General features: G+C 67.8%; 15 protein-coding genes. 4 read left to right on the top strand and 11 right to left on the bottom strand.

The features are described from left to right. Positions 1–18 precede the first annotated feature (18 nt). The 9 genes from OH809_RS37930 to OH809_RS37890 form a co-directional block, all read right to left on the bottom strand. The gene (locus OH809_RS37930) at positions 19–4,029 is read right to left on the bottom strand and encodes a glycoside hydrolase domain-containing protein (RefSeq protein WP_406416674.1); all 4,011 of its coding nucleotides are present in this window, start codon (positions 4,027–4,029) and stop codon (positions 19–21) included. A gap of 127 nt (positions 4,030–4,156) precedes the next feature. After that, positions 4,157–7,048: a LamG domain-containing protein gene (locus OH809_RS37925; RefSeq protein WP_406416675.1), complete on the bottom strand. Its 2,892-nt coding sequence runs from the start codon at positions 7,046–7,048 to the stop codon at positions 4,157–4,159. Between the two features lie 215 nt (positions 7,049–7,263). Further along, entirely contained in the window at positions 7,264–11,253 is a 3,990-nt protein-coding gene (locus tag OH809_RS37920) for a glycoside hydrolase domain-containing protein (protein WP_406516117.1), read from the bottom strand. Positions 11,254–11,739: 486 nt separating this feature from the next. After that, positions 11,740–12,690 (bottom strand): aldose 1-epimerase, encoded by a 951-nt coding sequence (locus OH809_RS37915; RefSeq protein ID WP_406416678.1) that lies wholly within the window; start codon positions 12,688–12,690, stop codon positions 11,740–11,742. A gap of 6 nt (positions 12,691–12,696) precedes the next feature. Further along, complete coding sequence (locus OH809_RS37910; protein WP_406416680.1) at positions 12,697–13,557, bottom strand: SMP-30/gluconolactonase/LRE family protein; 861 nt, start codon at positions 13,555–13,557, stop codon at positions 12,697–12,699. A gap of 39 nt (positions 13,558–13,596) precedes the next feature. Continuing rightward, positions 13,597–14,367 (bottom strand): SDR family oxidoreductase, encoded by a 771-nt coding sequence (locus OH809_RS37905; RefSeq protein WP_406416681.1) that lies wholly within the window; start codon positions 14,365–14,367, stop codon positions 13,597–13,599. Positions 14,368–14,456: 89 nt separating this feature from the next. After that, complete coding sequence (locus tag OH809_RS37900; protein ID WP_406416683.1) at positions 14,457–15,446, bottom strand: substrate-binding domain-containing protein; 990 nt, start codon at positions 15,444–15,446, stop codon at positions 14,457–14,459. A 52-nt stretch (positions 15,447–15,498) separates the two neighbouring features. After that, the gene (locus OH809_RS37895) at positions 15,499–16,554 is read right to left on the bottom strand and encodes an ABC transporter permease (protein ID WP_406416685.1); all 1,056 of its coding nucleotides are present in this window, start codon (positions 16,552–16,554) and stop codon (positions 15,499–15,501) included. Then, on the bottom strand, positions 16,551–17,375 hold the full coding sequence (locus tag OH809_RS37890) for an ATP-binding cassette domain-containing protein (protein WP_406424751.1): 825 nt from the start codon (positions 17,373–17,375) through the stop codon (positions 16,551–16,553). Before OH809_RS37890 ends, OH809_RS37895 begins: the two co-directional genes overlap by 4 nt. 140 nt (positions 17,376–17,515) lie before the next feature. On the opposite strand from OH809_RS37890, the gene OH809_RS37885 reads away from it, so the two are divergent. The 4 genes from OH809_RS37885 to OH809_RS37870 all read left to right on the top strand — a co-directional run bounded on the left by OH809_RS37885 (position 17,516) and on the right by OH809_RS37870 (position 21,192). Then, positions 17,516–18,235 (top strand): GntR family transcriptional regulator, encoded by a 720-nt coding sequence (locus tag OH809_RS37885; protein ID WP_406516116.1) that lies wholly within the window; start codon positions 17,516–17,518, stop codon positions 18,233–18,235. Between the two features lie 97 nt (positions 18,236–18,332). Then, on the top strand, positions 18,333–19,184 hold the full coding sequence (locus tag OH809_RS37880) for a fumarylacetoacetate hydrolase family protein (RefSeq protein WP_406516115.1): 852 nt from the start codon (positions 18,333–18,335) through the stop codon (positions 19,182–19,184). Then, on the top strand, positions 19,181–20,215 hold the full coding sequence (locus OH809_RS37875) for a mannonate dehydratase (RefSeq protein ID WP_406416690.1): 1,035 nt from the start codon (positions 19,181–19,183) through the stop codon (positions 20,213–20,215). Before OH809_RS37880 ends, OH809_RS37875 begins: the two co-directional genes overlap by 4 nt. Before the next feature lie 257 nt (positions 20,216–20,472). Beyond that, on the top strand, positions 20,473–21,192 hold the full coding sequence (locus tag OH809_RS37870; RefSeq protein WP_406416692.1) for a GntR family transcriptional regulator: 720 nt from the start codon (positions 20,473–20,475) through the stop codon (positions 21,190–21,192). 253 nt (positions 21,193–21,445) lie between these two features. On the opposite strand, the gene OH809_RS37865 is transcribed toward OH809_RS37870, so the two are convergent. Both OH809_RS37865 and OH809_RS37860 read right to left on the bottom strand, forming a co-directional pair. Beyond that, the gene (locus tag OH809_RS37865; protein WP_406516114.1) at positions 21,446–22,669 is read right to left on the bottom strand and encodes a beta-ketoacyl-[acyl-carrier-protein] synthase family protein; all 1,224 of its coding nucleotides are present in this window, start codon (positions 22,667–22,669) and stop codon (positions 21,446–21,448) included. Continuing rightward, positions 22,666–22,926 carry an acyl carrier protein gene (locus tag OH809_RS37860; RefSeq protein WP_406416696.1) on the bottom strand — a complete coding sequence of 87 codons (261 nt, stop codon included), beginning with the start codon at positions 22,924–22,926 and terminating at the stop codon, positions 22,666–22,668. The genes OH809_RS37865 and OH809_RS37860 overlap by 4 nt, the downstream gene beginning before the upstream one ends. Positions 22,927–22,952 lie beyond the last annotated feature (26 nt).

The raw sequence follows: 22,952 nt of genomic DNA, 5'->3' as shown, positions 1-22,952 counted from the left end.
CTTGGTTGTGCTTGCTGGTTATGGGGTGGTTTCGCGGATGGCGATGGCGTCGTAGACGTGCCATGAGCCGGTTTGGGTGGTGATGGTGATGACGTTCTTCCCGGCGCGGAGTTGGCTGGCGGGCAGGGGGAAATCGAGGATGGTGGGTCGGATGTTGCCACCACGTCCGTCGCCCCAGTGGTACCCGTCCCCGCCGCCCGCCGGGAGCTGGATGATGGTGGCGGTTTGTTCGTTCAGGCTGAGGGCCAGTTTCGGAGGGCTGGTCTGTTGGGTGTCGACCAGCCATGCGGTGAAGGCGAGGTCGTTTTCGGGGATTTGGGGGAGGTCGAAGCGCAGAGTGAAGGTGTGGGCTCGTTTTCCGGCCCAGGCGTCGTCGGGTCCGGGGTGGATGTAACTCCACGCGGATGCAGGGTCGCTGCTGCCGACGGTGAAGTCGACATCGTTGGGGAAGGTGCTGGGGTAGGCGGCGTAACGGTTGGGGGTGAGAGCGAATCCCGCAGTCGCCACATCGATAGCCCCGACCACAGCGATCGCGTGGTGGACGGTGGCGGAGACCTCGTGGTGGGACGTGCCCGGCCCGTTCTTGACCTTCACGACGAGGGTCTGCGCCCCCGAGGCGTTCGCCGGCGGGGTGACGGTGAAGGTCGTGGTAGCAGTGGCACCGGCGGCGAGTTGCTGCGTTCGGGTAGCGGGTTCGACCTGCCAGCCCTGCGGGGCTTGCAGTGAGACTTCCGTGTCCTGGGCTTGGCTGTCGTTGTTGACCAGCCGGACCTGGAACGTAGCCGCGGTGTCCTGCAACAGGCGCAACTCCGCAGGTCCAGTCGACACCGAGATCGCCGGCACGCCGTTCACGTAGAGCACGCCGTCGGGGAGTTCGGTTCCGTCGGCGGCCAGGGCGGTGAAGGTGATCCGGTGAAGCTCTTCCGGAGTGTCCTCGGCAACCCGCAGGGTAAGGTCCTGGCCGGTTGTGCCGCCCGCTGGGACGGTCAGCGTGCCGCTGGCCGGCTCGGTCCGCAGACCCGTGGGGGCGTTGGTCCGCCAGTTCACCGTGACCGCTTCGCCGGTGAGATTCTTCGCCTCCAGCCTGATCGTGCCGTTCTCGCCGGGACCCACCCGAACCTGGTCAGGTGTGGAGTAGATGACCGCGGGTGCCTGTGGTGAGTGGGAAGGCGGCAGTTGCTTGACGCCCCACGCCTTGTTCGGCTGGTCGCCCATCCACAGTTCCAGTGTTCCGCCGGCGGTCAGCTGGTCGTGGTGGAACCAGGCCTGGTCCAGCTTCTGCCCATTGAGCGTGGCGCGCTGGATGTACATGTTGGCCGCAGAGTTGTCGTGGGTGACGATCCGGAACTGCCGGCCGGGGTAGTAGCCGGTGTTGAGATTGATGGTGACCTTGTCGAAGATCGGTGAGGTGATGTCGTAGACCGGCCGCGACAGGCTCGCTCCGGTGACTTCGAACAGGCCGATCGCCATCAGTGCGCTGAGCGATCCCATCTGGCCCTGGTCCTCGTCGTGGTGACCGTACCCATCAGTGGTGGATATAGAGGAGTAGACCTTTTCCTTCACCTGTCGCACCCAGTACTGGGTCAACCACGGTTTGCCCACGTAGTTGAACAGGTGCGCCAGTTGCAAACCGGGCTGGTTGCCGTAGTTGACGTAGGCTCCATCGTCGCCGTTTCCCCCCTCTTCGCCAATGAAATTGGCACCTTTGGAGTGGTCGAAGGCGTAGTTGAGTTTGTCGGCGTAGGCGTCCCTGCCGCCCAGCCGGTTGGCCAGGCCGGTCACATCGTGTGGGGTGTACCAGGTGGCCTGCCAGGAGTTGGCCTCTACGAATTCGTTGCTGGACAGCGGGTCGAACGGCGAGAGCCACCGTCCGTCAGAAGCCCTGGGCCGGATGAACTCGGTGGACCTGTCGAACAGGTTCTGCCAGTTGCCCGACCGCTCGATCAGGTAGGCGCCGGCGTCGGTGTCGTCCCATACCTCGATCTCGTTCAGCCCCACGTTCTCGCCGCTACCGCCGGTCACATCGAACCGTACCCAGCTGACCCGCCTCGGCCGGAAGGCCACCACCTTGTTCCTGCCATCGGTGGGGATATCTTTCACCGCGATCGTCGACCCGTCGCTGAACGTCAGAACGCCGGAGCTCGCGCTCGACCTCGGGTCCGCCCGATCGCTGATCACCACCTTGTGGACGCGCTTCTCCTCACGCCAGCTCAGCTTGATCCACGGGTTCCGTTCTGTGGACGCCCACTCCACATTCTGAGACGGCACCATGCTGGAGCGGATCGGTCGACCGTCCACCGCCCGCACACCGGCGAAGTTCGAATCGTTCACCTGCGAGGACACCGACACCTCGGCGAACTGCGAGATGTTGAGCCCCGACTTGCCCAGCCGCCGGGCCAACTGCCCCAACGTCCAGTCCTGGAACGCAAACTCCAGCGTCTCCCCAGCACCACGCGACTTCCAGGAATCCGACATGTTGTGCGGCACATACCCGTGATCAAGATACGGCCGGGCATTCCCACCGTCTCCCAACCAGGACGCGTACCCGTACGGGGCCTTGTCGAACAGGCCGCCGATGGACTGGGCGTCGAGCATGGCGTCGTAGGCCAGGTCGATGTCGAAGTCGCGGATCCCCTTGTTCCAGGCGCCGGTGATGAACGACGTCACCGCCGAGCCAGTCATCACGAACGAATAGTCGCCAAAGCGTGGGCCGCGCGGCAGCAGGCCGCCGTCCTGGTACATCCGCAGTTGCGAGTGGACGAAGCTGCTGTAGATTTCCGGATACGCGAAACCGAGCACGGTGTTGAGGTTCCACTGGGTCAACCACACCGCGTCGTAGTTGTACATCGCGAACCGCGGCACGCCGCGATCGTCCAGCGGGATCTGCTTGACCTTGCCGTTCCGCCAGGTATTGTCCAGGTACTTGCCGTCCACGTCGCTGATCGTGCTGCGCCCGCACAGCACGTGGAACAGATCGGTGTAGAACTTGACCTGCTGCTGCTCGGAGCCGCCTTCGACGTCGATGCGTCCCATCATCACGTTCCAGCGCTGCTGGGACGCCTGCTTCACCGCTTCGAAGTCCCAGCCCGGCAGCTCCGCTTGGAGATTCTTGCGCGCCCCTGCCGCCCCGGTGAACGACAACCCCACCTTCATCTGCACGACCGCACCGGCATCCAGCTGCTCGTAGCAGGCGTACACCCCCATGTTGTCGCCGGACAGCTCCTCGATCGTCGCACCGCCGTCGGCCAGGCTCCCACCCGCCCAACCACGCAGCGAATCAAACGGCTTGTCGAACCGGATGCTGAAGAACAGTCGGTTCTTTTCCGGCGGCGTTTGGGGCCAGTAGAGGCCGTCGGTGAGATATCCTCCCTGGTCGACGTAGCCCTCGATCTCGTCGTTACTGACCCTGGTGACGTGGGCGCCCTTCATCTTCGCTTCACCCAGCATGCCGCCGAGGTTGATGATGATCTCACTCCGGCCGGCGTTGTCGTAGGTATAGCGGTGCAGGCCCACGCGATCGGTGCAGGTCAGCTCGGCGGTGATGCCATACCGGTCCAGATGCAGCCGGTGGTAGCCCGGCTCGACGACCTCACTCGCGTCGTGCTTCACAGACGACTGCCAGCCGGTGTCGCCCTGCAGCTTCGACACACCCGCACCGCTGGTGGGCATCACCTGCACGCCGGCGATCTGCCAGCAATGAAGATGGCTGAAACCCTTGACGTTGTTCTCATCGTGCCGATAGCCCGTCCCCCAAAGGGTGTTCGTGCTCGTGTCCGGCCGTAGCTTGATCATGCCGAACGGGTTGCTCGCGGACTGGAAGAAGAAGAACCGGCCCCGATCCGCTTCCACCCACGGATTGACCAGGCGCACATAGTCCCGGCCCGCCTCGGCTGAAACCGCATCCGGCTCGGCTGCCCAGGCATTGCCGCCGGAACCGCCAACTCCCGCAACGCCCGCGGCCAGCACTCCACCGGCGGACAGCAGAAGATGACGACGGGCCAACCGGCCACTTTCCTTTGGTTCGGGCATTTCGTGCTTCCCTTCGCTTTCCTTTGGTTCGGGCATTTCGTGCTTCCCTTCGAAACGAGGTCACCGACGAGCGGCTCCCCAACTCCCCCATGACGGTGTCATGGGGGAGTTGGGGGCCGCGGACGGCTCAGGCAAGCGACAGGCCGTCGGGGCCGCTGCTGATCGTCTGGCTCTTGCCGTTGAGGACGACGCCTGAGAGTGTCGCGGTGATTCCTCGGGGCGTTGTTGCGCTCCGCAATCTGGCGGCGGCGCCTTCGGGGGCGTAGCCGAACAGCTCGCTGATGATCACCTCTGCGAAGTTCCCGCCGGCACAGTTGTTGAAGACCTGCAATTGGCTGGCTGGGGCGATGGCGGCGTGGTAGTCGGTCGTTGCGGCGGAGAGGGCCAGTGCGGTGCCGAATCCGGTTCTGCTACTGCACCATGCTGCCCCTTCGATGTTGCTGGCCTGGGCTGTGATCAACTCGGTGGTCTTTGTGCCCTTGCCTTCGTTGAAGGGCAGTCGGAGCACCAGGGAACTGTCGGTGGCGCCGGTGGCGGGGGTGGCGGCTTCGTACTGGGCGTTGATCTCGGTGGCTGACAGCGCCCGCGTGTAGACACGTGCCTCGTCGATGCCGCCGCTGAAACGGCGGGTGGAGTCGCTGGGGTGATTCCCCACGACCACCGGGGTGCCGGTGGAGGGGGTGATCTGCCCGGTGGCCGCTCGTGTGGCTTGGACGGTACCGTCGATGAAGATCTGCAACTTTTCGCCGTCGTAGACACCCGCGACGTGATGCCACCCCGACGTTGGGACCGTGGTGGTGGTCTGCACATCGGTGAAGCGGCCGTTGAGGGCGACGACGAAGGAGATCTGGCCGTCGGCGCCGCCGCGGAGCACGTAGCCGGCATCCTCGCTGCCCCAAGAGTCCTTGGCGATGATGCTGCCCTGCCACACGCGCGTCGGCCAGCTCGAGGGGCTGATCCATGCGGAGACCGTCACGGCTCCGTCGGCGTTCAACGCGGGCCGGTCGGTGACCGACACCCCCGCGGATTGGACTATCTCGTGGGACTGGCTGAAGGGGCCTTGTCCGGTCACGCCAGCAAATCGCCTGAGCAGCGACAGGAATGCCGGGTAATCGCCGAACCGGGCGAAGGTCTGGGCAGTGAGTGAGGGCCAGGCGTCGTAGGCGCCGCTGGTGCCGTGGTCGGTACGGGCGACCGGCGCCATGGAGTCGGCAAGGGACAAGGCGCGCATCCAGTCCCCGGCCAGCAGTTCGTCGGTGGCGAACTGCTTCATGGCGGTCTTCTGCTCGTCGGTCAGCGACGGGGCGAGCAGGTTACCGGCGATGGCGAAGTCGAGGACATGCCGTACGGCAACGGTGGTGCCGTCATTGCGCCTGCAGTTCCAGACGCCCTTGTTGGCCGGGTCGTACAGCTTGAGAACCTCGATCAGCAGGGCCTCGGCTCTGTCGGCGAGGTCCTTGGCGGTTGCCTTGTCACCCGCGCGGTCGAACAGGCCGGCGGCCTGCTGCATCATCCACACATTGGCCGCGTTGAACGACGGCACCTGGTGCACGTATTTCGGCAGAACTTCCAGGAGGTTGTGGTTCTCGCCGTAGTCGGCCAGCGACTGCCCCTGCGGTACCAGGCGTTGCCAGTTGGTGGAGATGGCCTTCAGGTGTTCGAGGACGGTCTTGCCGGAGCTGGAGATCGTGGTGTCCAGGAAGGACACGTCGCCGCTGTAGTTGACGTAGTTGAGGATCGTCGTGAAGACGGTGAGGTCGTTCGCGCTGTACCACGGGCCGACGGTCTTGCCCGACACCCAGTCGATGGCATATCCGGCATAGATGTCTTTGGTGAGCCAGTAGGTGGCTACGGTCCTCACCGTCTGCGGATCGAGCAGCGTCTGGATGATGGAGGAGTAGGAGGTGTCCCAGAAGTAGGTGACCGTCGACGCATTCTCGGGCGCCCCCGTCACATAGACGCGGTCGCACCCTTGGAAGGCGCCGGGTCCGGTGGGTCTGCCGAGAATGGTGGAGAACTCGGGGCCGAGATTGGTGCGCTCCATTGCCAGCACTGACAGGATGCTCATGTAGTACAGGCGGGCGATGGCGGTGTCGTTCGTGTTGGTCAGGACGGGCAGGGATCCCGAGTAGTGGCCGTTCCCGGGTGTGAAGGCGTCTTGCCAGCGCTTTTCCCAGCTCTTGCGGGCGGTGTTGAAGGCCGCTCCGAAAGCGCCCAGCGTGGCGTTGCAGGCGTCCACAACGCCGTTGCCGTCGTTGATGTCCGCCAGCGGCTTCCCCGTCGAGGTCTCGCCCACCTCCATGACGATGTCGATCGTCGCTGACTGCCCCGCGGCGACCGACCACTGGGCGCTTCCGCCGGCCGATGCCGTGGTGAGCGTGGGCGCCGGGGTGAACGCGAACGCGGTCACCGCCGAAGAGGCACTGTCGGATATCAGCAGGCTCGACTCGGAGACCTTGTGCGCGGTGAAGGTGTGGTTGCCGCGGGGCCGTGGGGCATCCCACGCCCACTGGGCCGGAAGCGCCGCCTTGGCAATGCGTGGATTGGCATTGACCGACACCGTGATCGGTGCCGCGGTGGGGTTGGAGACGGTGATGCGCAGCAGCAACTCGTTGCGTTCGAAGGCGAGCCGGGTTGCGGTCCGGATCGCCACCCCCGAGGCGGTGGTCGCCTTACGCGTGATCTCATAGGCCGACCAGCGCGACTCCCTGGTAGCGACCGGCACGCCGTCCACGCTCAGCACGCAGGAGTCGCCACCGCCGTCCACATAGGGCGGAAGGGTGAAGTTGCGGATTCCCAGCACATTGGGGGAGGACCCTACGGCTCCCCAGAAGTTGCTGACCGCGGGGAAGTGCTTCACTTCCCGTGCCGACAGCCAGTCACTGGTCAACGAGTCCAGTTTCGGCGGTCGGCCGGGCGCAGCTGCTGCCAGCCCCGCTCCGAACAGGGGGGTACTGAAGGCCGCCGCGCCCACCACCGCGGACCAGGTGAGGAAGGAACGGCGATTGACTTGCGACATGATCATCTCCAGGAGGTAGACACACCGGACGTTGCGGCGTTGCGGTAGCGAAGGCCTGATTCAGTCGTCTTGAGGTCCGTGGTCACGAACGGACCGCTCGTGCTTCCCTGCAAGATTGATTCGTAGCCGCCGAGCCGTTGGTACGACTCGGCGGCCATGGCGAGCTCGTTCCGGTCGAGGGTGACGCCGAGCCGGGTCTTGGTTGTGCTTGCTGGTTATGGGGTGGTTTCGCGGATGGCGATGGCGTCGTAGACGTGCCATGAGCCGGTTTGGGTGGTGATGGTGATGACGTTCTTCCCGGCGCGGAGTTGGCTGGCGGGCAGGGGGAAATCGAGGATGGTGGGTCGGATGTTGCCACCACGTCCGTCGCCCCAGTGGTACCCGTCCCCGCCGCCCGCCGGGAGCTGGATGATGGTGGCGGTTTGTTCGTTCAGGCTGAGGGCCAGTTTCGGAGGGCTGGTCTGTTGGGTGTCGACCAGCCATGCGGTGAAGGCGAGGTCGTTTTCGGGGATTTGGGGGAGGTCGAAGCGCAGAGTGAAGGTGTGGGCTCGTTTTCCGGCCCAGGCGTCGTCGGGTCCGGGGTGGATGTAACTCCACGCGGATGCAGGGTCGCTGCTGCCGACGGTGAAGTCGACATCGTTGGGGAAGGTGCTGGGGTAGGCGGCGTAACGGTTGGGGGTGAGAGCGAATCCCGCAGTCGCCACATCGATAGCCCCGACCACAGCGATCGCGTGGTGGACGGTGGCGGAGACCTCGTGGTGGGACGTGCCCGGCCCGTTCTTGACCTTCACGACGAGGGTCTGCGCCCCCGAGGCGTTCGCCGGCGGGGTGACGGTGAAGGTCGTGGTAGCAGTGGCACCGGCGGCGAGTTGCTGCGTTCGGGTAGCGGGTTCGACCTGCCAGCCCTGCGGGGCTTGCAGTGAGACTTCCGTGTCCTGGGCTTGGCTGTCGTTGTTGACCAGCCGGACCTGGAACGTAGCCGCGGTGTCCTGCAACAGGCGCAACTCCGCAGGTCCAGTCGACACCGAGATCGCCGGCACGCCGTTCACGTAGAGCACGCCGTCGGGGAGTTCGGTTCCGTCGGCGGCCAGGGCGGTGAAGGTGATCCGGTGAAGCTCTTCCGGAGTGTCCTCGGCAACCCGCAGGGTAAGGTCCTGGCCGGTTGTGCCGCCCGCTGGGACGGTCAGCGTGCCGCTGGCCGGCTCGGTCCGCAGACCCGTGGGGGCGTTGGTCCGCCAGTTCACCGTGACCGCTTCGCCGGTGAGATTCTTCGCCTCCAGCCTGATCGTGCCGTTCTCGCCGGGACCCACCCGAACCTGGTCAGGTGTGGAGTAGATGACCGCGGGTGCCTGTGGTGAGTGGGAAGGCGGCAGTTGCTTGACGCCCCACGCCTTGTTCGGCTGGTCGCCCATCCACAGTTCCAGTGTTCCGCCGGCGGTCAGCTGGTCGTGGTGGAACCAGGCCTGGTCCAGCTTCTGCCCATTGAGCGTGGCGCGCTGGATGTACATGTTGGCCGCGGAGTTGTCGTGGGTGACGATCCGGAACTGCTTACCAGGGCAGTAGTCCCGGTTCAGATTGATGGTGACCTTGTCGAAGATCGGGGAGGTGATGTCGTAGACCGGCCGCGGCAGGCTCGCTCCGGTGACTTCGAACAGGCCGATCGCCATCAGTGCGCTGAGCGATCCCATCTGGCCCTGGTCCTCGTCGTGGTGACCGTACCCATCAGTGGTGGATATAGAGGAGTAGACCTTTTCCTTCACCTGTCGCACCCAGTACTGGGTCAACCACGGTTTGCCCACGTAGTTGAACAGGTGCGCCAGTTGCAAACCGGGCTGGTTGCCGTAGTTGACGTAGGCGGCGTGCTCGCCGTTGGCGCCTTCGCCGATGAAGTTCGCGTCAGCGGACTGTTCGAAGGCGTAGTTGAGCTTGTCGGCGTAGTTGGCCCTGCCGCCCAGCCGGTTGGCCAGTCCCATCGCATCATGCGGGGTGTACCAGGTCACCTGCCAGGAGTTGGCCTCCACGAAATCCTCAGGGGACAGCGGGTCGAATGGGGACAGCCACCGGCCCTCAACTCCCCTGGGCCGGATGAACCCGGTCGACCTGTCGAACAGGTTGCGCCAGTTGCCCGACCGCTCGATCAGGTACGCGCCGGTGTCGGAGGTGTCCCAGACCTCGATCTCGTTCAGCCCCACGTTCTCGCCGCTGCCGCCGGTCACATCGAACCGTATCCAGCTGACCTTCCTCGGCCGGAAGGCCACCACCTTGTTCCTGCCATCGGTGGGGATATTCTTCACCGCGATCGTCGACCCGTCGCTGAACGTCAGAACGCCGGAGTTCGCGTTCGATCTCGGGTCCGCCCGATCGCTGATCACCACCTTGTGGACGCGCTTCTCCTCACGCCAGCTCAGCTTGATCCACGGGTTCTGTTCCGTGGACGCCCACTCCACACTCTGTGCGGGCGTGATGCTGGAGCGGATCGGCCGACCATCCACTGCCCGCACACCCGCGAAGTTCGCATCATTCACCTGCGACGACACCGACACCTCAGCAAACTGCGAGATGTTCAACCCCGTCTTGCCCAGCCGCCGGGCCAACTGCCCCAACGTCCAGTCCTGGAACGCAAACTCGATTGTCTCCCCCGTGCCATCCGACCGCCAACCGGATGCTGGTTGATCGTGCGGCACATAGCCGAGATCCATGTATGGACGCGCACTGCCGCCGTTTGCGGTCCAGCCGGAATATCCATATCGAGCCTTGTCGAACAGGCCGCCGATGGAGTGGGCGTCGAGCATCGCCTCGTAGGCCAGGTCGACGTCGAAGTCGCGGATCCCCTTGTTCCAGGCGCCGGTGATGAACGACGTCACCGCCGAGCCAGTCATCACGAACGAGTAGTCGCCAGCAACAGGGCCGCGCGGCAACAGACCCCCGTCCTCATACATCTGCAGTTGCGAGTGGACGAAGCTGCTGTAGACCTCCGGATACGCGAAACCGAGCACGGTGTTGAGGTTCCACTGGGTCAACCACACCGCGTCGTAGTTGTACATCGCAAACCGCGGCATACCGCGATCGTCCAGTGGGATCTGCTTGACCTTGCTGTGTTTCCATGTGTCGTCCAGGTACTTCCCGTCCACGTCGCTGATCGTGCTGCGCCCGCACAGCACGTGGAACAGGTCGGTGTAGAACTTCACCTGCTGCTGCTCGGAGCCGCCTTCGACGTCGATGCGTCCCATCATCACGTTCCAGCGCTGCTGGGACGCCTGCTTCACCGCCTCGAAGTCCCAGCCCGGCAGCTCCGCTTGGAGATTCTTGCGCGCCCCTGCCGCCCCGGTGAACGACAACCCCACCTTCATCTGCACGACCGCACCGGCATCCAGCTGCTCGTAGCAGGCGTACACCCCCATGTTGTCGCCGGACAGCTCCTCGATCGCCGCACCGCCGTCGGCCAGGCTCCCACCCGCCCAGCCACGCAGCGAATCAAACGGCTTGTCGAACCGGATGCTGAAGAACACTGTGCTGCCCTGCGGGGCCCATTGACGCATGCCCTGCAGGACGACGTAGCCTTCGATTTCGTGGCCGCTGACCTTGGTGACGTGGGCGTTCCTCATCGTTGCTTCGCCCATCACACCGCCGAGGTTGATGATGATCTCACTACGCCCGGCGTTGTCGTAGGTATAGCGATGCAGGCCCACGCGATCGGTGCACGTCAGCTCGGCGGTGATGCCGTACCGGTCCAGATGCAGCCGGTGATAGCCCGGCTCGACGACCTCACTTGCGTCGTGCTTCACATACGACTGCCAGCCTGTGCTGCTCTGCAACTTCGCCACGCTCGCACCGGTGGTGGGCATCACCTGCACGCCGGCGATCTGCCAGTCATGGAGGTGGCTGAAACCCTTGACGTTGTTCTCCTTGTGGAGATAGCCCGTTCCCCAAGGGGTGTTCGTGCTGGTGTCCGGCCGCAGCTTGACCATGCCGAACGGGTTGCTCGCCGACTGGAAGAAGAAGAACCGGCCCCGATCCGCTTCCACCCACGGATTGACCAGGTGCACATAGTCCCGGCCCGCCTCGGCTGAAACCGCATCCGGCTCGGCTGCCCAGGCATTGCCGCCGGAACCGCCAACTCCCGCAACGCCCGCGGCCAGCACTCCACCGGCGGACAACAGAAGATGACGACGGGCCAACCGGCCACTTTCCTTTGGTTCGGGCATTTCGCAATTCCCTTCACTTGCCTTTGACTCGGACATTTCGCGCTTCCCGTTCGGCTGCACGCCTTTGTGTCCGCCCGGCGCGTTGGGACTACCGGGTGAGGCCGTCCATGAACGCCGCGGCTCTCGGTGAGTGATCTCGTCCCAGTTGCCCTCGGCGACGGCTCTCGGGGGGACGACCTCGGTTCCGGCGCAGACGGCGAGGGCTCCGTGGGCGAGGTATTCGGCGGCGTTGGCGGCGTTGACTCCACCGGAGCCCGGCGAGGCCGCAGGCGACGTTGGACTCGGCGCCGCCCATGCCGACCTGGAACTCTTCGACGGACTCGGTGGGGCCGGGGTGTCGGGGCAGCAGGACGGCCGTGGTCTCGCCGAGGCACACCGCTTGCGGGTTGTGGACTGCTGGTTCGGTGCCGACGTAAGCCATGGGTCCGTCGTCCTTCCGTGTTCTGTCCGTGCCGGAGGGCGGTGTGCTGCGTGCGGCCGCCGTCTTCAGCGGAGGTCGGTGATGCTGAGGGTGATGTCGCTGGTCCAGCTGGTGCCGGCCGGCAGGAGGGGTGCCTGGCCGCGGGTGGGGCAGGCCGGGGAAGGGTCGCCGGGCAGCACGTTGGCGGGTTCGATCGCGACGACGTAGGCGCGGCGGTACCAGGGGAAGCCGCTGCTCGCGTGGCACTCCTGCCACAGCCAGGCATGCGGCAGGACGGATGCGTCCCAGTCGACGCGGATGCCGAATCCCGCGCTGGGGCTTTCGATGGCGAAGGAGCCGGTCTCGAAGTCGGTGAGGCAGGCGAACACGGCGCGCCCGCTGTCCGGTCCGGGGCACTGCCGCAGGTCCAGGACGTCCCCGTCGACAGCGGGCGCGAGCGGGAACGCCGCGCGAACATCGGGCGGCAGGACCGTGCCGGGCTGCTCGGCGTCGGTGAGGACGGTGCGGGCCGCGGCCGTGATGGTGCAGTGCTCGTCGATGAACGGGGCCCCGAAGCCCGGGTGCTGGACCCACATCACCGGTACCGGTTCCCCGGAGGTGTTGTGGACGGTGTCGCGGACGTGCAGGGTCGGCCCGTCAAGGCGGAGGCTGCGGGTGAGGCGGAGTGGGGCGGTGATCAGGTCGGTGGCGAGACGGACTTCGGCCTCGTCCGCGCTCTCGACCGTCCAGGCGACGACGGCAGCCTCGCCGTGGTATCCGCGGCGGACGCCGTCGACGGTCCGCTCGGCGCCGGCGTTGGGCACGAGCTGCTGCCAGCCACCGCCGTAGCGGGCGAGCCAGTCGGTCTGGCTGTCGCCGGTGACGGGCGCCCCGGCCAGGTCTCGGCGCCCCCACGGGGTGCGCCACAAGACATCGATGTCGCTGGTGCGTTCGGTGACGGACGTGATGTCCGCGCCCTTGCCGGGGCGTACTTCGACCGACAGGCGGTCGCCGTGCAGCCACACAGAAGCGGTCATGGCCGGTCAGCCTCCGAACCGGTGGGCGGGCAGACCGCGGACGCCCAGGCCGCGCACGGCCAGGACGGAGCCGGCTGGCCCGGCGGGGGTGGGTCCGAGGCCTTCGCGGGCCGTGGTGACGTAGAGGATGTCGAGGCCGGGGCCGCCGAAGGCGCAGGATGAGGGCTGGTCGACGGGAAGGGGGACTTCGGTGAGGACGCCCCCGTCGGGAGAGAGGCGGAGCAGCCGGCCGCCGCCCCACAGGGCGATCCACAAGCAGCCGTCGGCGTCGACGGTCATCCCGTCAGGTTCTCCGGCGGCTTCGGGGAAGCGGGCGAGGGTGCGCCGGCGGGCAGGGGCGAGCCGGTCGGGCAGCACGTCGAAGGCGTTGACCTCGTGGTCGACGGTGTCGATGAGGTAGAAGGTGCGGCCGTCGGGGCTCCAGCCGAGGCCGTTGGGCTGCGTCAGGCCGTCGAGGACCGGTTCCGTCGCCCAGTCCGGGGTCAGGACGTGGAGAGCCCCGCGGCCGACGGCGAAGTCCATGGCGCAACTGCCCGCCCACAGCCGTCCTTGCGGGTCGCACTTGGCGTCGTTCATCCGGCACCCGGGCGGCAGGACGGCCAGGCGGGTGGTCCAGGTGCCGTCGGCGCGGACATCCGTGAACCCCTCGGTGGTGGCCGCGACGTATCCACCGGACGCCTTGGGGACGGCGGCGCCGACGAAGGTCGGCAGGGTGAGGGTGTGCGGGCGGGGCACGGCCGGGTCGGCGGTGTGGACGCGGCCGGCGAGGATGTCCACCCAGGTCAGCTGTCCGGTCTCACCGTCCCAGAACGGTCCTTCTCCGACGCGGGCCTCACCGGGTATCGCGACGGTGATGTCGATGCTCAACTTCACTGCTCCGATCGCGGGTTGAAGAATCGTCGGTAATCAGTCGGGGAGGGCCACGGCGACTTGGGCGAGCAGGCCGCCGTCGACGGGCAGGGAGATGCCGGTGATGAAGGCGGCGCGGTCGCTCGCCAGGAAGGCGATGGCCTCGGCGACCTCCTCGGGACGAGCCACCCGCCCGAGCGGGTGGCTGCGGCCCCACGTGGCGACGACTTCGTCCGCCTCCTCCGGGCTGCCGGCGAACCCGGCGGCGGCGGTGCGCAGCATGGGGGTGTCGACGGAGCCCGGGCAGACGGTGTTGGCGCGGACGCCGAAGGCGGCCTCGTCGACGGCGAGAGAGCGGGCGAACGCGTTGAGGGCGCCCTTGCTGGCGGTGTAGGCGGCGACGTTCTTCTGGGTGACGAAGGCCTGGACGGACGAAACGAGCACGATCGAACCCGCGCCGCAGGCGCGCAGGGCGGGCAGGGCGTGCTTGGCGGCGAGGAAGGCGCCCTCGACGTTGACCGCCATCACCTCCTCCCAGGTCGTGCGCGGGGTGTCGGCGGCGGTGCCGTAGCGCTGGATGCCGGCGCAGGCGACGAGGACGTCGAGTCCGCCGTGGTGCCGGACGGCGTGACCGACGGCGGCGGCGACCGAGGACTCGTCGGTGACGTCGGTCTCGACGTAGGTGATCGCGTCGTGGACGGCGGCCTCCGGTGGTGTGACGGACGCGCACACCACCCGCGCGCCGCGGGCGGCCAGGAGCTCGGCCGCGGCCAGGCCGATGCCGCTGGATCCGCCGGTGACCAGTGCGGACTTGCCCTCGAATTCCATGGGTGTGCGGTCCTTCTGCGAGGAGGCTGCGGGAGGAGGTCCCGGGGCCGACGGTGGCGGCCCCGGGACGGAGCGTGGGAGGCGCGGTGTTACTTGTACAGGCCGGTCTGCGAGGCCGGGTCGTCCAGGTTGTCCTTGGTGATGACCAGCGGGACGAGCGGCTGATCCTTGGGGATGTTGTGGTCGCCATCGATGTACTTCAGCGCGTTTTTCACGGCCAACTGGCCGATCTGGTACGGGTTCTGGGAGACGAGGGCGGTGAGGGTGCCGTTCTTGAGGTTGGTGGCCTCCTGCGGGCTCGCGTCGTAGCCGAGCACGGCGATCTTGCCGGTCTTGCCGGCGGCCCTGACCGCGTTGGCCGCGCCCTCGGCGGTGATGACGTTCGAGGCGAAGATGGCGACCAGGTCGGGGTTGGCGGTGATGGCGGACTGCACCAGGCCGGCGGCCTGCGTGGCGGAGTCGTTGCCGGCGTACAGGTTGGACAGCACCTTGTACTTGGACTGACCGTCGAAGGCCTGCCGGAAGCCCTTCTCACGGTCGTCGATGGAGCTGATGCCCGGCTTGATGTGGACGAACACCACCTTGCCGCCTTCGGGCTTCTGCTTCATGAGCTCCTCGGCGCCCAGCTTGCCACCCTGGACGGAGCTGGCCGCGATGGCGGTGAAGATCTTGTCGCTGTTGACGTTGTTACCCGTCGTCATCACCGGGATGCCCTGGGCGACGGCCGCGGCGATCGGGGCGGCGAGCGCGGTGGCGTCGGTCGGGTCAATGACGATGGCGTCGGGCTTCTTCTGGACGACCGCCTGGAGGACGGGGATCTGCTCGGAGGCCTGGAAGTTGGCCGGGCCCTGCACGATCGGGGTGACCCCGGCGGCCTTGGCCGCGGCCTCGAAGCCGGTGATCTCGGTCGAGTAGTACGGGTCGCAGGTGCACCCGGGGATGAAGGCGATGGTGCGCTGCTTGCCGGAGCCGCCGCCGGTCGCGCTCGAGGGGGCTTCGGAGGAGGAACAGGCCGACAGGGCGAGGGCGGCGGCCGCGGCCGTGACCGCCAGCGCGGCCCGGGTGATTCTGCGGGACATGGGCTGATCCGTTCCGTGTCTGTGCGAGGGAGGTACGGGGGTGCGAGGGAGGTCAGGACGCGCGTAGTTGCTGACGGCGTTTGATGTCGTCGACGGCGACCGCGACGATGAGGATGGCGCCGATGGCCACCGTCTGCCAGAACGGCTGGACGTTGACGATGACCAGTCCGTTGTTGAGCACGGCCGGGATCATGACGCCGACGGCGGCGCCGAAGATGGTGCCGCGGCCGCCGAAGAGGCTGGCCCCGCCGATGATGACGGCGGCGATGGCGACGAGGTTGTCGGCACTGTGGCCGCTGACCTGGGTGGTGGTGTACCGGGCGACGTCCAGGACGGCGGCCAGGCCCGCGAGGGCGCCCATCATGGTGAAGAGCACGACCTGATGGCGGGTCACCTTGATGCCGCTGCGGCGGGCGCCTTCGGCGTTGGAGCCGATGGCGTAGGTGTACCGGCCGAACTGCGTCCTGGCAAGGACGAGGCCGGCCACGACGGCCACGACGGCGGCGATCCACACGGGCAGGGGCAGCCCGAGTACCTGGCGCATGCCGATGCCGGTGACCATCTGTGGCGGCAGCCCCGTGACGTCGGTGCCCTTGGTGATGACCTGTGCCAGGCCGAGGCCCATGCCGAGGGTGCCAAGCGTGATGATGAACGAGGGGATCTTCAGCCGGGTGACAAGGACGCCGTTGAGCAGGCCCCACGCCGCGCCGACGGCCACGGCAACGGCGATGCCGAGCGTGATGGCGGCACCGGCGTTGGGGTAGCCGCTTTCCGCGGACCCGCTGACCGCGACGATGGTCTTGGCGGCGATCACCTGGCTGAAGACCAGCACGGATCCGATGGACAGGTCGAGCTGGCCGCCGATGATCAGATAGGCGGTGCCGACGGCCAGCAGGATCGTCCCGGAGGCGTTGAACAGGATGTTGCGGAAGTTGTCCGCGTTGAGGAACGTTCCGCCGGCCTGAACCGAGAAGGCCACAACGAGGACGACCAGCGCCAGGAAAACCCAGTTGCTCGTCAGTGCGGCGGCTGCGCGGCGCACGCGGTTCGCGGTGTCCTGACCGGACACGTCCGCGCCGACCGTGGGGATGGGGAGATGGGGAGTCATGGCGTGCTTCCCTGCGGGTCGGTCGGGGTTCCGGTCGCCGCGCCTGTGATGGCGGCGACGATCTCGTCGTGCGAGGTGGTGGCGGGCGACAGCGTCGCGGCGGTGGAGCCCAGACGGAGCACGACGATGCGGTCGGCCACGTCGGTCACGAACGGCACACTGTGGCTGATGACGACGACGGCGATGCCCCGGTCCCGGGTGCGCTTGATCAGCTGGGCGACCTGCTCGGTCTGGACGAGGCCCAGCGCGGCGGTGGGCTCGTCCATGATGACCAGCTCGCGTGCCCAGATTCCGGCCCGGGCGATCGCCACGGTCTGGCGCTGGCCGCCGGAGAACATCCGCACCGCAGCCTGGTAGTCCGGAACACGGGCGCCGAGGGTGCGCAGGTAGTCCTCCGCCTCGGTCTGCATCCGCTTGTTGTCGAGGACGCCCAGCCGGCCCAGCAGCCCCGGCTTACGGCGCTCACGGCCCAGGAACAGGTTGGCGGGGGCGGACAGGTCGTCGGCCAGCGCGAGGTCCTGGTAGACGGTCTCGATGCCGGCGGCGCGGGCGTCCGAGGGGTTGGTGAAGTGGACCTGTTCGCCGCGTACGCGCAACTCGCCGCTGTCCGGAGCGAGGGCGCCCGACAGGATCTTGATCAGCGTGGACTTGCCCGCGCCGTTGTCGCCCATCAGGGCCACGACCTCGCCGGGGGCCACCTCCAGGGACACGTCGGTCAGTGCCGTGACGTGGCCGAAGCGCTTGGAGATCCCGGTGGCCGAGAGCACGGGGACGTCCGGGCCGGGGGGGCCGGGGGGTGGTGTCGTATTCGATAGATGCATCAGCACGAGTCTTCCTCTCTCGTTGGCGACTCAGCTGCTCTCCGCAAGAAGTTCCAGGTGCATCCGCTTGTAACCCGGGGACTGCCTGGCGCTAACCCGGATGCTTGCATACAAGTTCTTCAGTATGCAAGGATCATGTCGTGAAATCGGATCGAAACCTCCCAGGCGGCCCGCCGGCCCTCGCGTCGGTCGGGCGGCTGCGTGTCCGCCAGCGCACCTCCGACCGGGTGTACGAGGAGCTGGCCGCGGCCATCCGTGACCTGCGGATCGAGCCGGGTGCGTCGTTGTCGGAGACGGATCTGGCCGAGCAGTTGCATGTCAGCCGCACGCCCCTGCGTGAGGCCATCGCGCGGCTCGTGGACGGCGGTCTCGTTTCGGTCGTGCCCCAGGTGGGCACCCGGGTGGAGCCGATCCGGCTGTACGACGTGGAGCAGGCGCGCTTCGTCCGCGAGAGCCTGGAACTGGCCGCGTTCGCCGCGGCTTGCGAGAAGCCGGAGCGGGACGTCACCGAGCTGCGCACCCTCCTCGCCGAACAGGAACGCTGTCACGAGGCCCACGACCTCGGCGGTTTCTTCGCCGCCGACGAGGCGCTCCACCGGCAGATCTTCGAGATGAGCGGCTATCCGGGCGCCTGGCAGCTGATGCAGCCGATGAAGATGCACCTGGACCGCTTCCGGCGGCTCAGCCTGCCCGACCCCGACACGGTGCGGGTCCTCATCGACGAGCACACGGCGATCGTGGACGCGCTGGAATCCGGCGACGCGGTACACGGCCACGCCCACATCAGCAGGCACGCCCGCAGGGCGCTGGAGAACGCCCCCGGCCTCCAGGGCCGCTACCCCGGGTACTTCGCCGGATGAGGACCTGACGAGCCGGACAGGCCGGACCGACGACGCCGGCCGCCGACGGCGGGCTCCGCACGGGGCCGGCCTTTCCTTCCCCGCGGAAAGGAGCATCATGAGATTCCTGCGCATCGGCCCGCCCGGCGCCGAGACGCCCGTCGTGGCCACCCCGGACGGCGAGTACCACGACCTGCGCTCCGTCACCGCCGACATCGACAGCGCCTTCCTCGGCAGCGACGGAGTGGAACGCGCCCGCGCCGCGCTCGCGGCCGGCGCCCTGCCGCCCTTCGACGTCACCGGCCTGCCCATCGGCCCGCCCGTGGCCCGCCCCGGCGTCGTGCTGTGCGTCGGCCTGAACTACGCCGCCCACGCCGCCGAGTCCGGATCGCCGCCGCCGGAGCACCCGGTGGTGTTCTACAAGGCCCCCGACACCGTCGTCGGCCCCTACGACGACCTCCTGCTCCCGCGCGGATCGGACCGGACCGACTGGGAGGTCGAACTCGCCGTCGTGATCGGCCGCAAGGCCCGCTACCTGGAGTCACCCGAGCAGGCGCTCGCCTGCATCGGGGGATACACCGTCTCCAACGACGTCTCGGAGCGCCGGCTCCAGCTGGAGACCAGCGGTGGCCAGTGGTCCAAGGGCAAGAGCTGCGAGACGTTCAACCCGTTGGGCCCCTGGCTGCTGACGCCCGACGAGGTCCCCGACCCCCAGGCGCTCGGGCTGCGGTCCTGGGTCAACGGCGAGCCCCGGCAGTCCTCCTCGACGTCGGACATGATCTTCGATGTCACCACGCTGATCCACCTGCTCAGCCAGGTCACGGTCCTGGAGCCCGGCGACATCGTCAACACCGGCACCCCCGAGGGCGTCGCGCTCTCCGGCCGGTACCCCCATCTCACCGAAGGCGACCTCTTCGAGGTCGAAATCAACGGCCTCGGCCGGCAGACCCAGAAAGCGGTACGAGCATGACGCTGAGGCTCTCCCTCGGTCACATCGACGTCTACGACGACAGGACGGCGACCTTCGCCCATCAGCTCGGGCTCACCGGCGTCCAGCTCCACACCCCCAACCTGCTGCCCGGCGAGGCGGGTTACTGGAGCCTGGAGGAGCTGCGGGCGCTGCGCGAGCGCTGCGACGCCGACGGGCTGCGGATCGACGGCCTGGAGAACGTCCCCCTGGCCCACTTCTGGAAAGTCCAGCGGGGCCTTCCCGGGCGGGACGAACAGATCGAGAACTACCGCACGACCATCCGGAACATGGGCGCGGTCGGCATAGACATGCTCGGCTACAACTGGCTGCCGACGTTCGTGTGGCGCACCGACATGGACGTGGCCGGCCGCGGCGGCGCCAAGGTCACGTCCTTCGACCTGGCAGGCATCGGTGCCGGCAACGCGCTCGCCTCCTACCGGCTTTCGCCCACCGAGCTGCTGTCCGAGCCAATCACGGCCGAGCAGATGTGGGCCAACCACCAGTACTTCCTCGACGCCGTCCTGCCCGTCGCCGAGGAAGCCGGGGTGCGGCTGGCACTGCACCCGGACGACCCGCCGGTGGACGAGCCGCTGGGCGGCGCGGCGCGCATCTTCAACTCGCCGGCCTCGCTGGCCGCAGCGCGCGAGCAGGCGAAGGGAAGCCCGGCCTGGGGACTGGACTTCTGCCTTGGCACGGTCTCCGAGATGGGCGGCGAGGACGCCGTCAACGAGGTCATCGACACGCTCGGTCCGCTCGGTGCGATCTGCTACGTCCATTTCCGGGACGTCCAGGGAACCGTCCCGTCCTTCCGTGAGTGCTTCCTCGGCGAGGGCAACTACAACCCCGCCCGTGTCATACGCCGCCTCCACGACGTGGGATTCGACGGCTTCATCATCGACGACCATGTGCCGGCCATGGTCGGCGACCCCGACACCTGGCTCGACATTTCCTCTGGTGCCTACTGCAGCCGCGGCCGCGCCCACGCGATCGGCTACCTCCAGGGCGTCCTCAACGCCCTCGGCCTCGACTGACGCGCGATCTCCCCCGGAAATTCCAGCGGAAAGCTCCGGACGCGCACGCGAAATGATCGTGTTCACGTCCGGCGCTTCGGCAGTTCGGTGGCAGGAATTCTCCGGGAGAATTCGGGAGTCTTACCCGCGACTACGAGAGGCTGGGGAACCGGTCCGGACGCGGCAGCTCTCCAGGGGCCGCGTCCAGACCGGCCGGGCGCCCTCAGCCCCGTAGGGATACTTGCATACAAGTGGGTCGGCGTGCGATGATGACCGACGTGAAGTCGGAGCGTAGTGGTCTGAACGCGGTGTCGGCGCTGGCGTCGGTCGGGCGGCTGCGTGTCCGCCAGCGCACCTCCGACCGGGTGTACGAGGAGCTGGCCGCGGCCATCCGTGACCTGCGGATCGAGCCGGGTGCGTCGTTGTCGGAGACGGATCTGGCCGAGCAGTTGCATGTCAGCCGCACGCCCCTGCGTGAGGCCATCGCGCGGCTCGTGGACGGCGGTCTCGTTTCGGTCGTGCCCCAGGTGGGCACCCGGGTGGAGCCGATCCGGCTGTACGACGTGGAGCAGGCGCGCTTCGTCCGCGAGAGCCTGGAACTGGCCGCGTTCGCCGCGGCTTGCGAGAAGCCGGAGCGGGACGTCACCGAGCTGCGCACCCTCCTCGCCGAACAGGAACGCTGTCACGAGGCCCACGACCTCGGCGGTTTCTTCGCCGCCGACGAGGCGCTCCACCGGCAGATCTTCGAGATGAGCGGCTATCCGGGCGCCTGGCAGCTGATGCAGCCGATGAAGATGCACCTGGACCGCTTCCGGCGGCTCAGCCTGCCCGACCCCGACACGGTGCGGGTCCTCATCGACGAGCACACGGCGATCGTGGACGCGCTGGAATCCGGCGACGCGGTACACGGCCACGCCCACATCAGCAGGCACGCCCGCAGGGCGCTGGAGAACGCCCCCGGCCTCCAGGGCCGCTACCCCGACTACTTCGCGGACTGAGTTCCGGCAATTCCCGCACTCTCCCGTCAGCAGGTCGGTGATGTGGGCGTCGATGTGCGGCACTGGTCCGTCCACTCGGGGTTACCCCACGCTCTTCGTCTTCCTCCCCCACCTCTCCGCTGCCGCTGCGGTCCTGGCCGCATCGGCGCGCGTACGAGCACTCGCTCACGCGTCCGACAGTTCCGGCCTCCACTGAGGGATGACGGCATCGAACGCGCCCTTGCGGAGGTCACGCAGCGCCGAGGCGTAGCCCTTAGGGACGCTGGAGGGCGACCACGGCGTTGTGGCCGCCGAAGCCGAAGGAGTGGCTCACGGCGCGCCGGACGGGCCGGTGGAGGGGCTGTTCGGTGACGCAGTCGATGTCGAACTCGGGCGCCGGGACGTCCAGGTTGGCGATCGGCGGTACGATCCCGCGCTGCAGCGTGAGGATCGTCAGCCCCGCCTCGATGGCTCCGGCAGCCCCCATGCAGTGGCCCAGTACCCCCTTGGGGGCGGTGACGGGTGGCCGGTGCGGGTAGGCCCGGCTGATGAGAGCGGCTTCGGTGGCGTCGCCCAGCGGTGTCGACGTGGCGTGCGCATTGACGTGTTCGACGTCCTCGGCCCCCCAGTCCGCGTCGCGCAGCGCGGCCTCGACCGCGGCCCGGGCGACGGCGCCGGACGGGTGCGGACTGGTGGGATGGTGGGCGTCGGTGGTGGCGCCCGTCCCGGCGAGCAGCGCCCGCGGGACCGCTGCCCGGGCCCGTGCGTCGTCCGCCCGTTCCAGGACCATGACGGCGGCGCCCTCGCCCATGACCAGACCGGCGCGGTCTGCCGCGAACGGCCGGCAGAGGCGGGCCGGGTCGCCGTTCCTCGTCGCGGCGGCACCGGACCGCGCGAATCCGGTCATGGCGACCGGGAAGACGATCGACTCGGTGGCTCCGGCGATCGCGAGATCGCACTGCCCGGTGACCAGCAGGTCCCGGGCGACGGAGAGCGCGGTGACCCCGGACGAACAGGCGGTGCACGGCGCCAGGCTGGGACCGGTCGCCCCCATCCGGATGGCGATCTCCGCCGCGGGCATGTTCGGAATGGTGAGGAGGATCCCCGCCGGCGAGGTGGCCCCCGGTCCGCGCCGGTCGAGGGCGACGGCCTGTTCGGTCAGGCCCGCGGAGCCTCCGCTGCTGGTGCCGACGACCACGGCGACCCGGCTGCCGTCCCAGTCGGCCGGGTCCAGTCCGGCGTCCGCGACCGCTTCCCGCGCGGCGAGGACGGCGAACTTGACGTACCTCCCCATCCGGAAGGCCGCACGGCCGCCGACCGCCTCGTCCAGATCGATGCCGGAGACCGTGCAGGCGAAGTCGATCGCGCAGCCTTCGAGCTCCGGGACGGTGCGGGCCGGTGAGACCCCGGCGCACACCCCGTCCCAGGTGGTGTCGGTGTCGTTGCCGACCGGGGTGATCATCCCCAGGCCGGTGACGGCGACGGCAGGCCTGTTCATCGGGCGTTGTTCATCGCGGGGTCGCCGCTCACCGCGGCATCGATGAACGTCGTGATGTCGGCGAGGGTGGCGTCCTTGTAGAGCTTGTCGGAGTCGGCCTCGACCCCCAGCGTCTCCTTCATGATGACGGCGAACTCGGCGACGGCGAGGGAGTCCATCTCCAGGCTGTCCATCGTGGAACCCGGAAGGATCTCGGCGGCGGGCACCTTGAAGGTGTTCGTGAGAACATCGGTGATCTTGGGGTGAATCGCGCTCATGATCTTCCTCTTCGCTAGGTCGTGCA

Source organism: Streptomyces sp. NBC_00873 (assembly GCF_045207415.1).
Classification (GTDB): Bacteria; Actinomycetota; Actinomycetes; order Streptomycetales; family Streptomycetaceae; genus Streptomyces.
The sequence above is the reverse complement of the archived record's forward strand: the minus strand, read 5'-3'. Positions and strand labels throughout refer to the sequence as shown.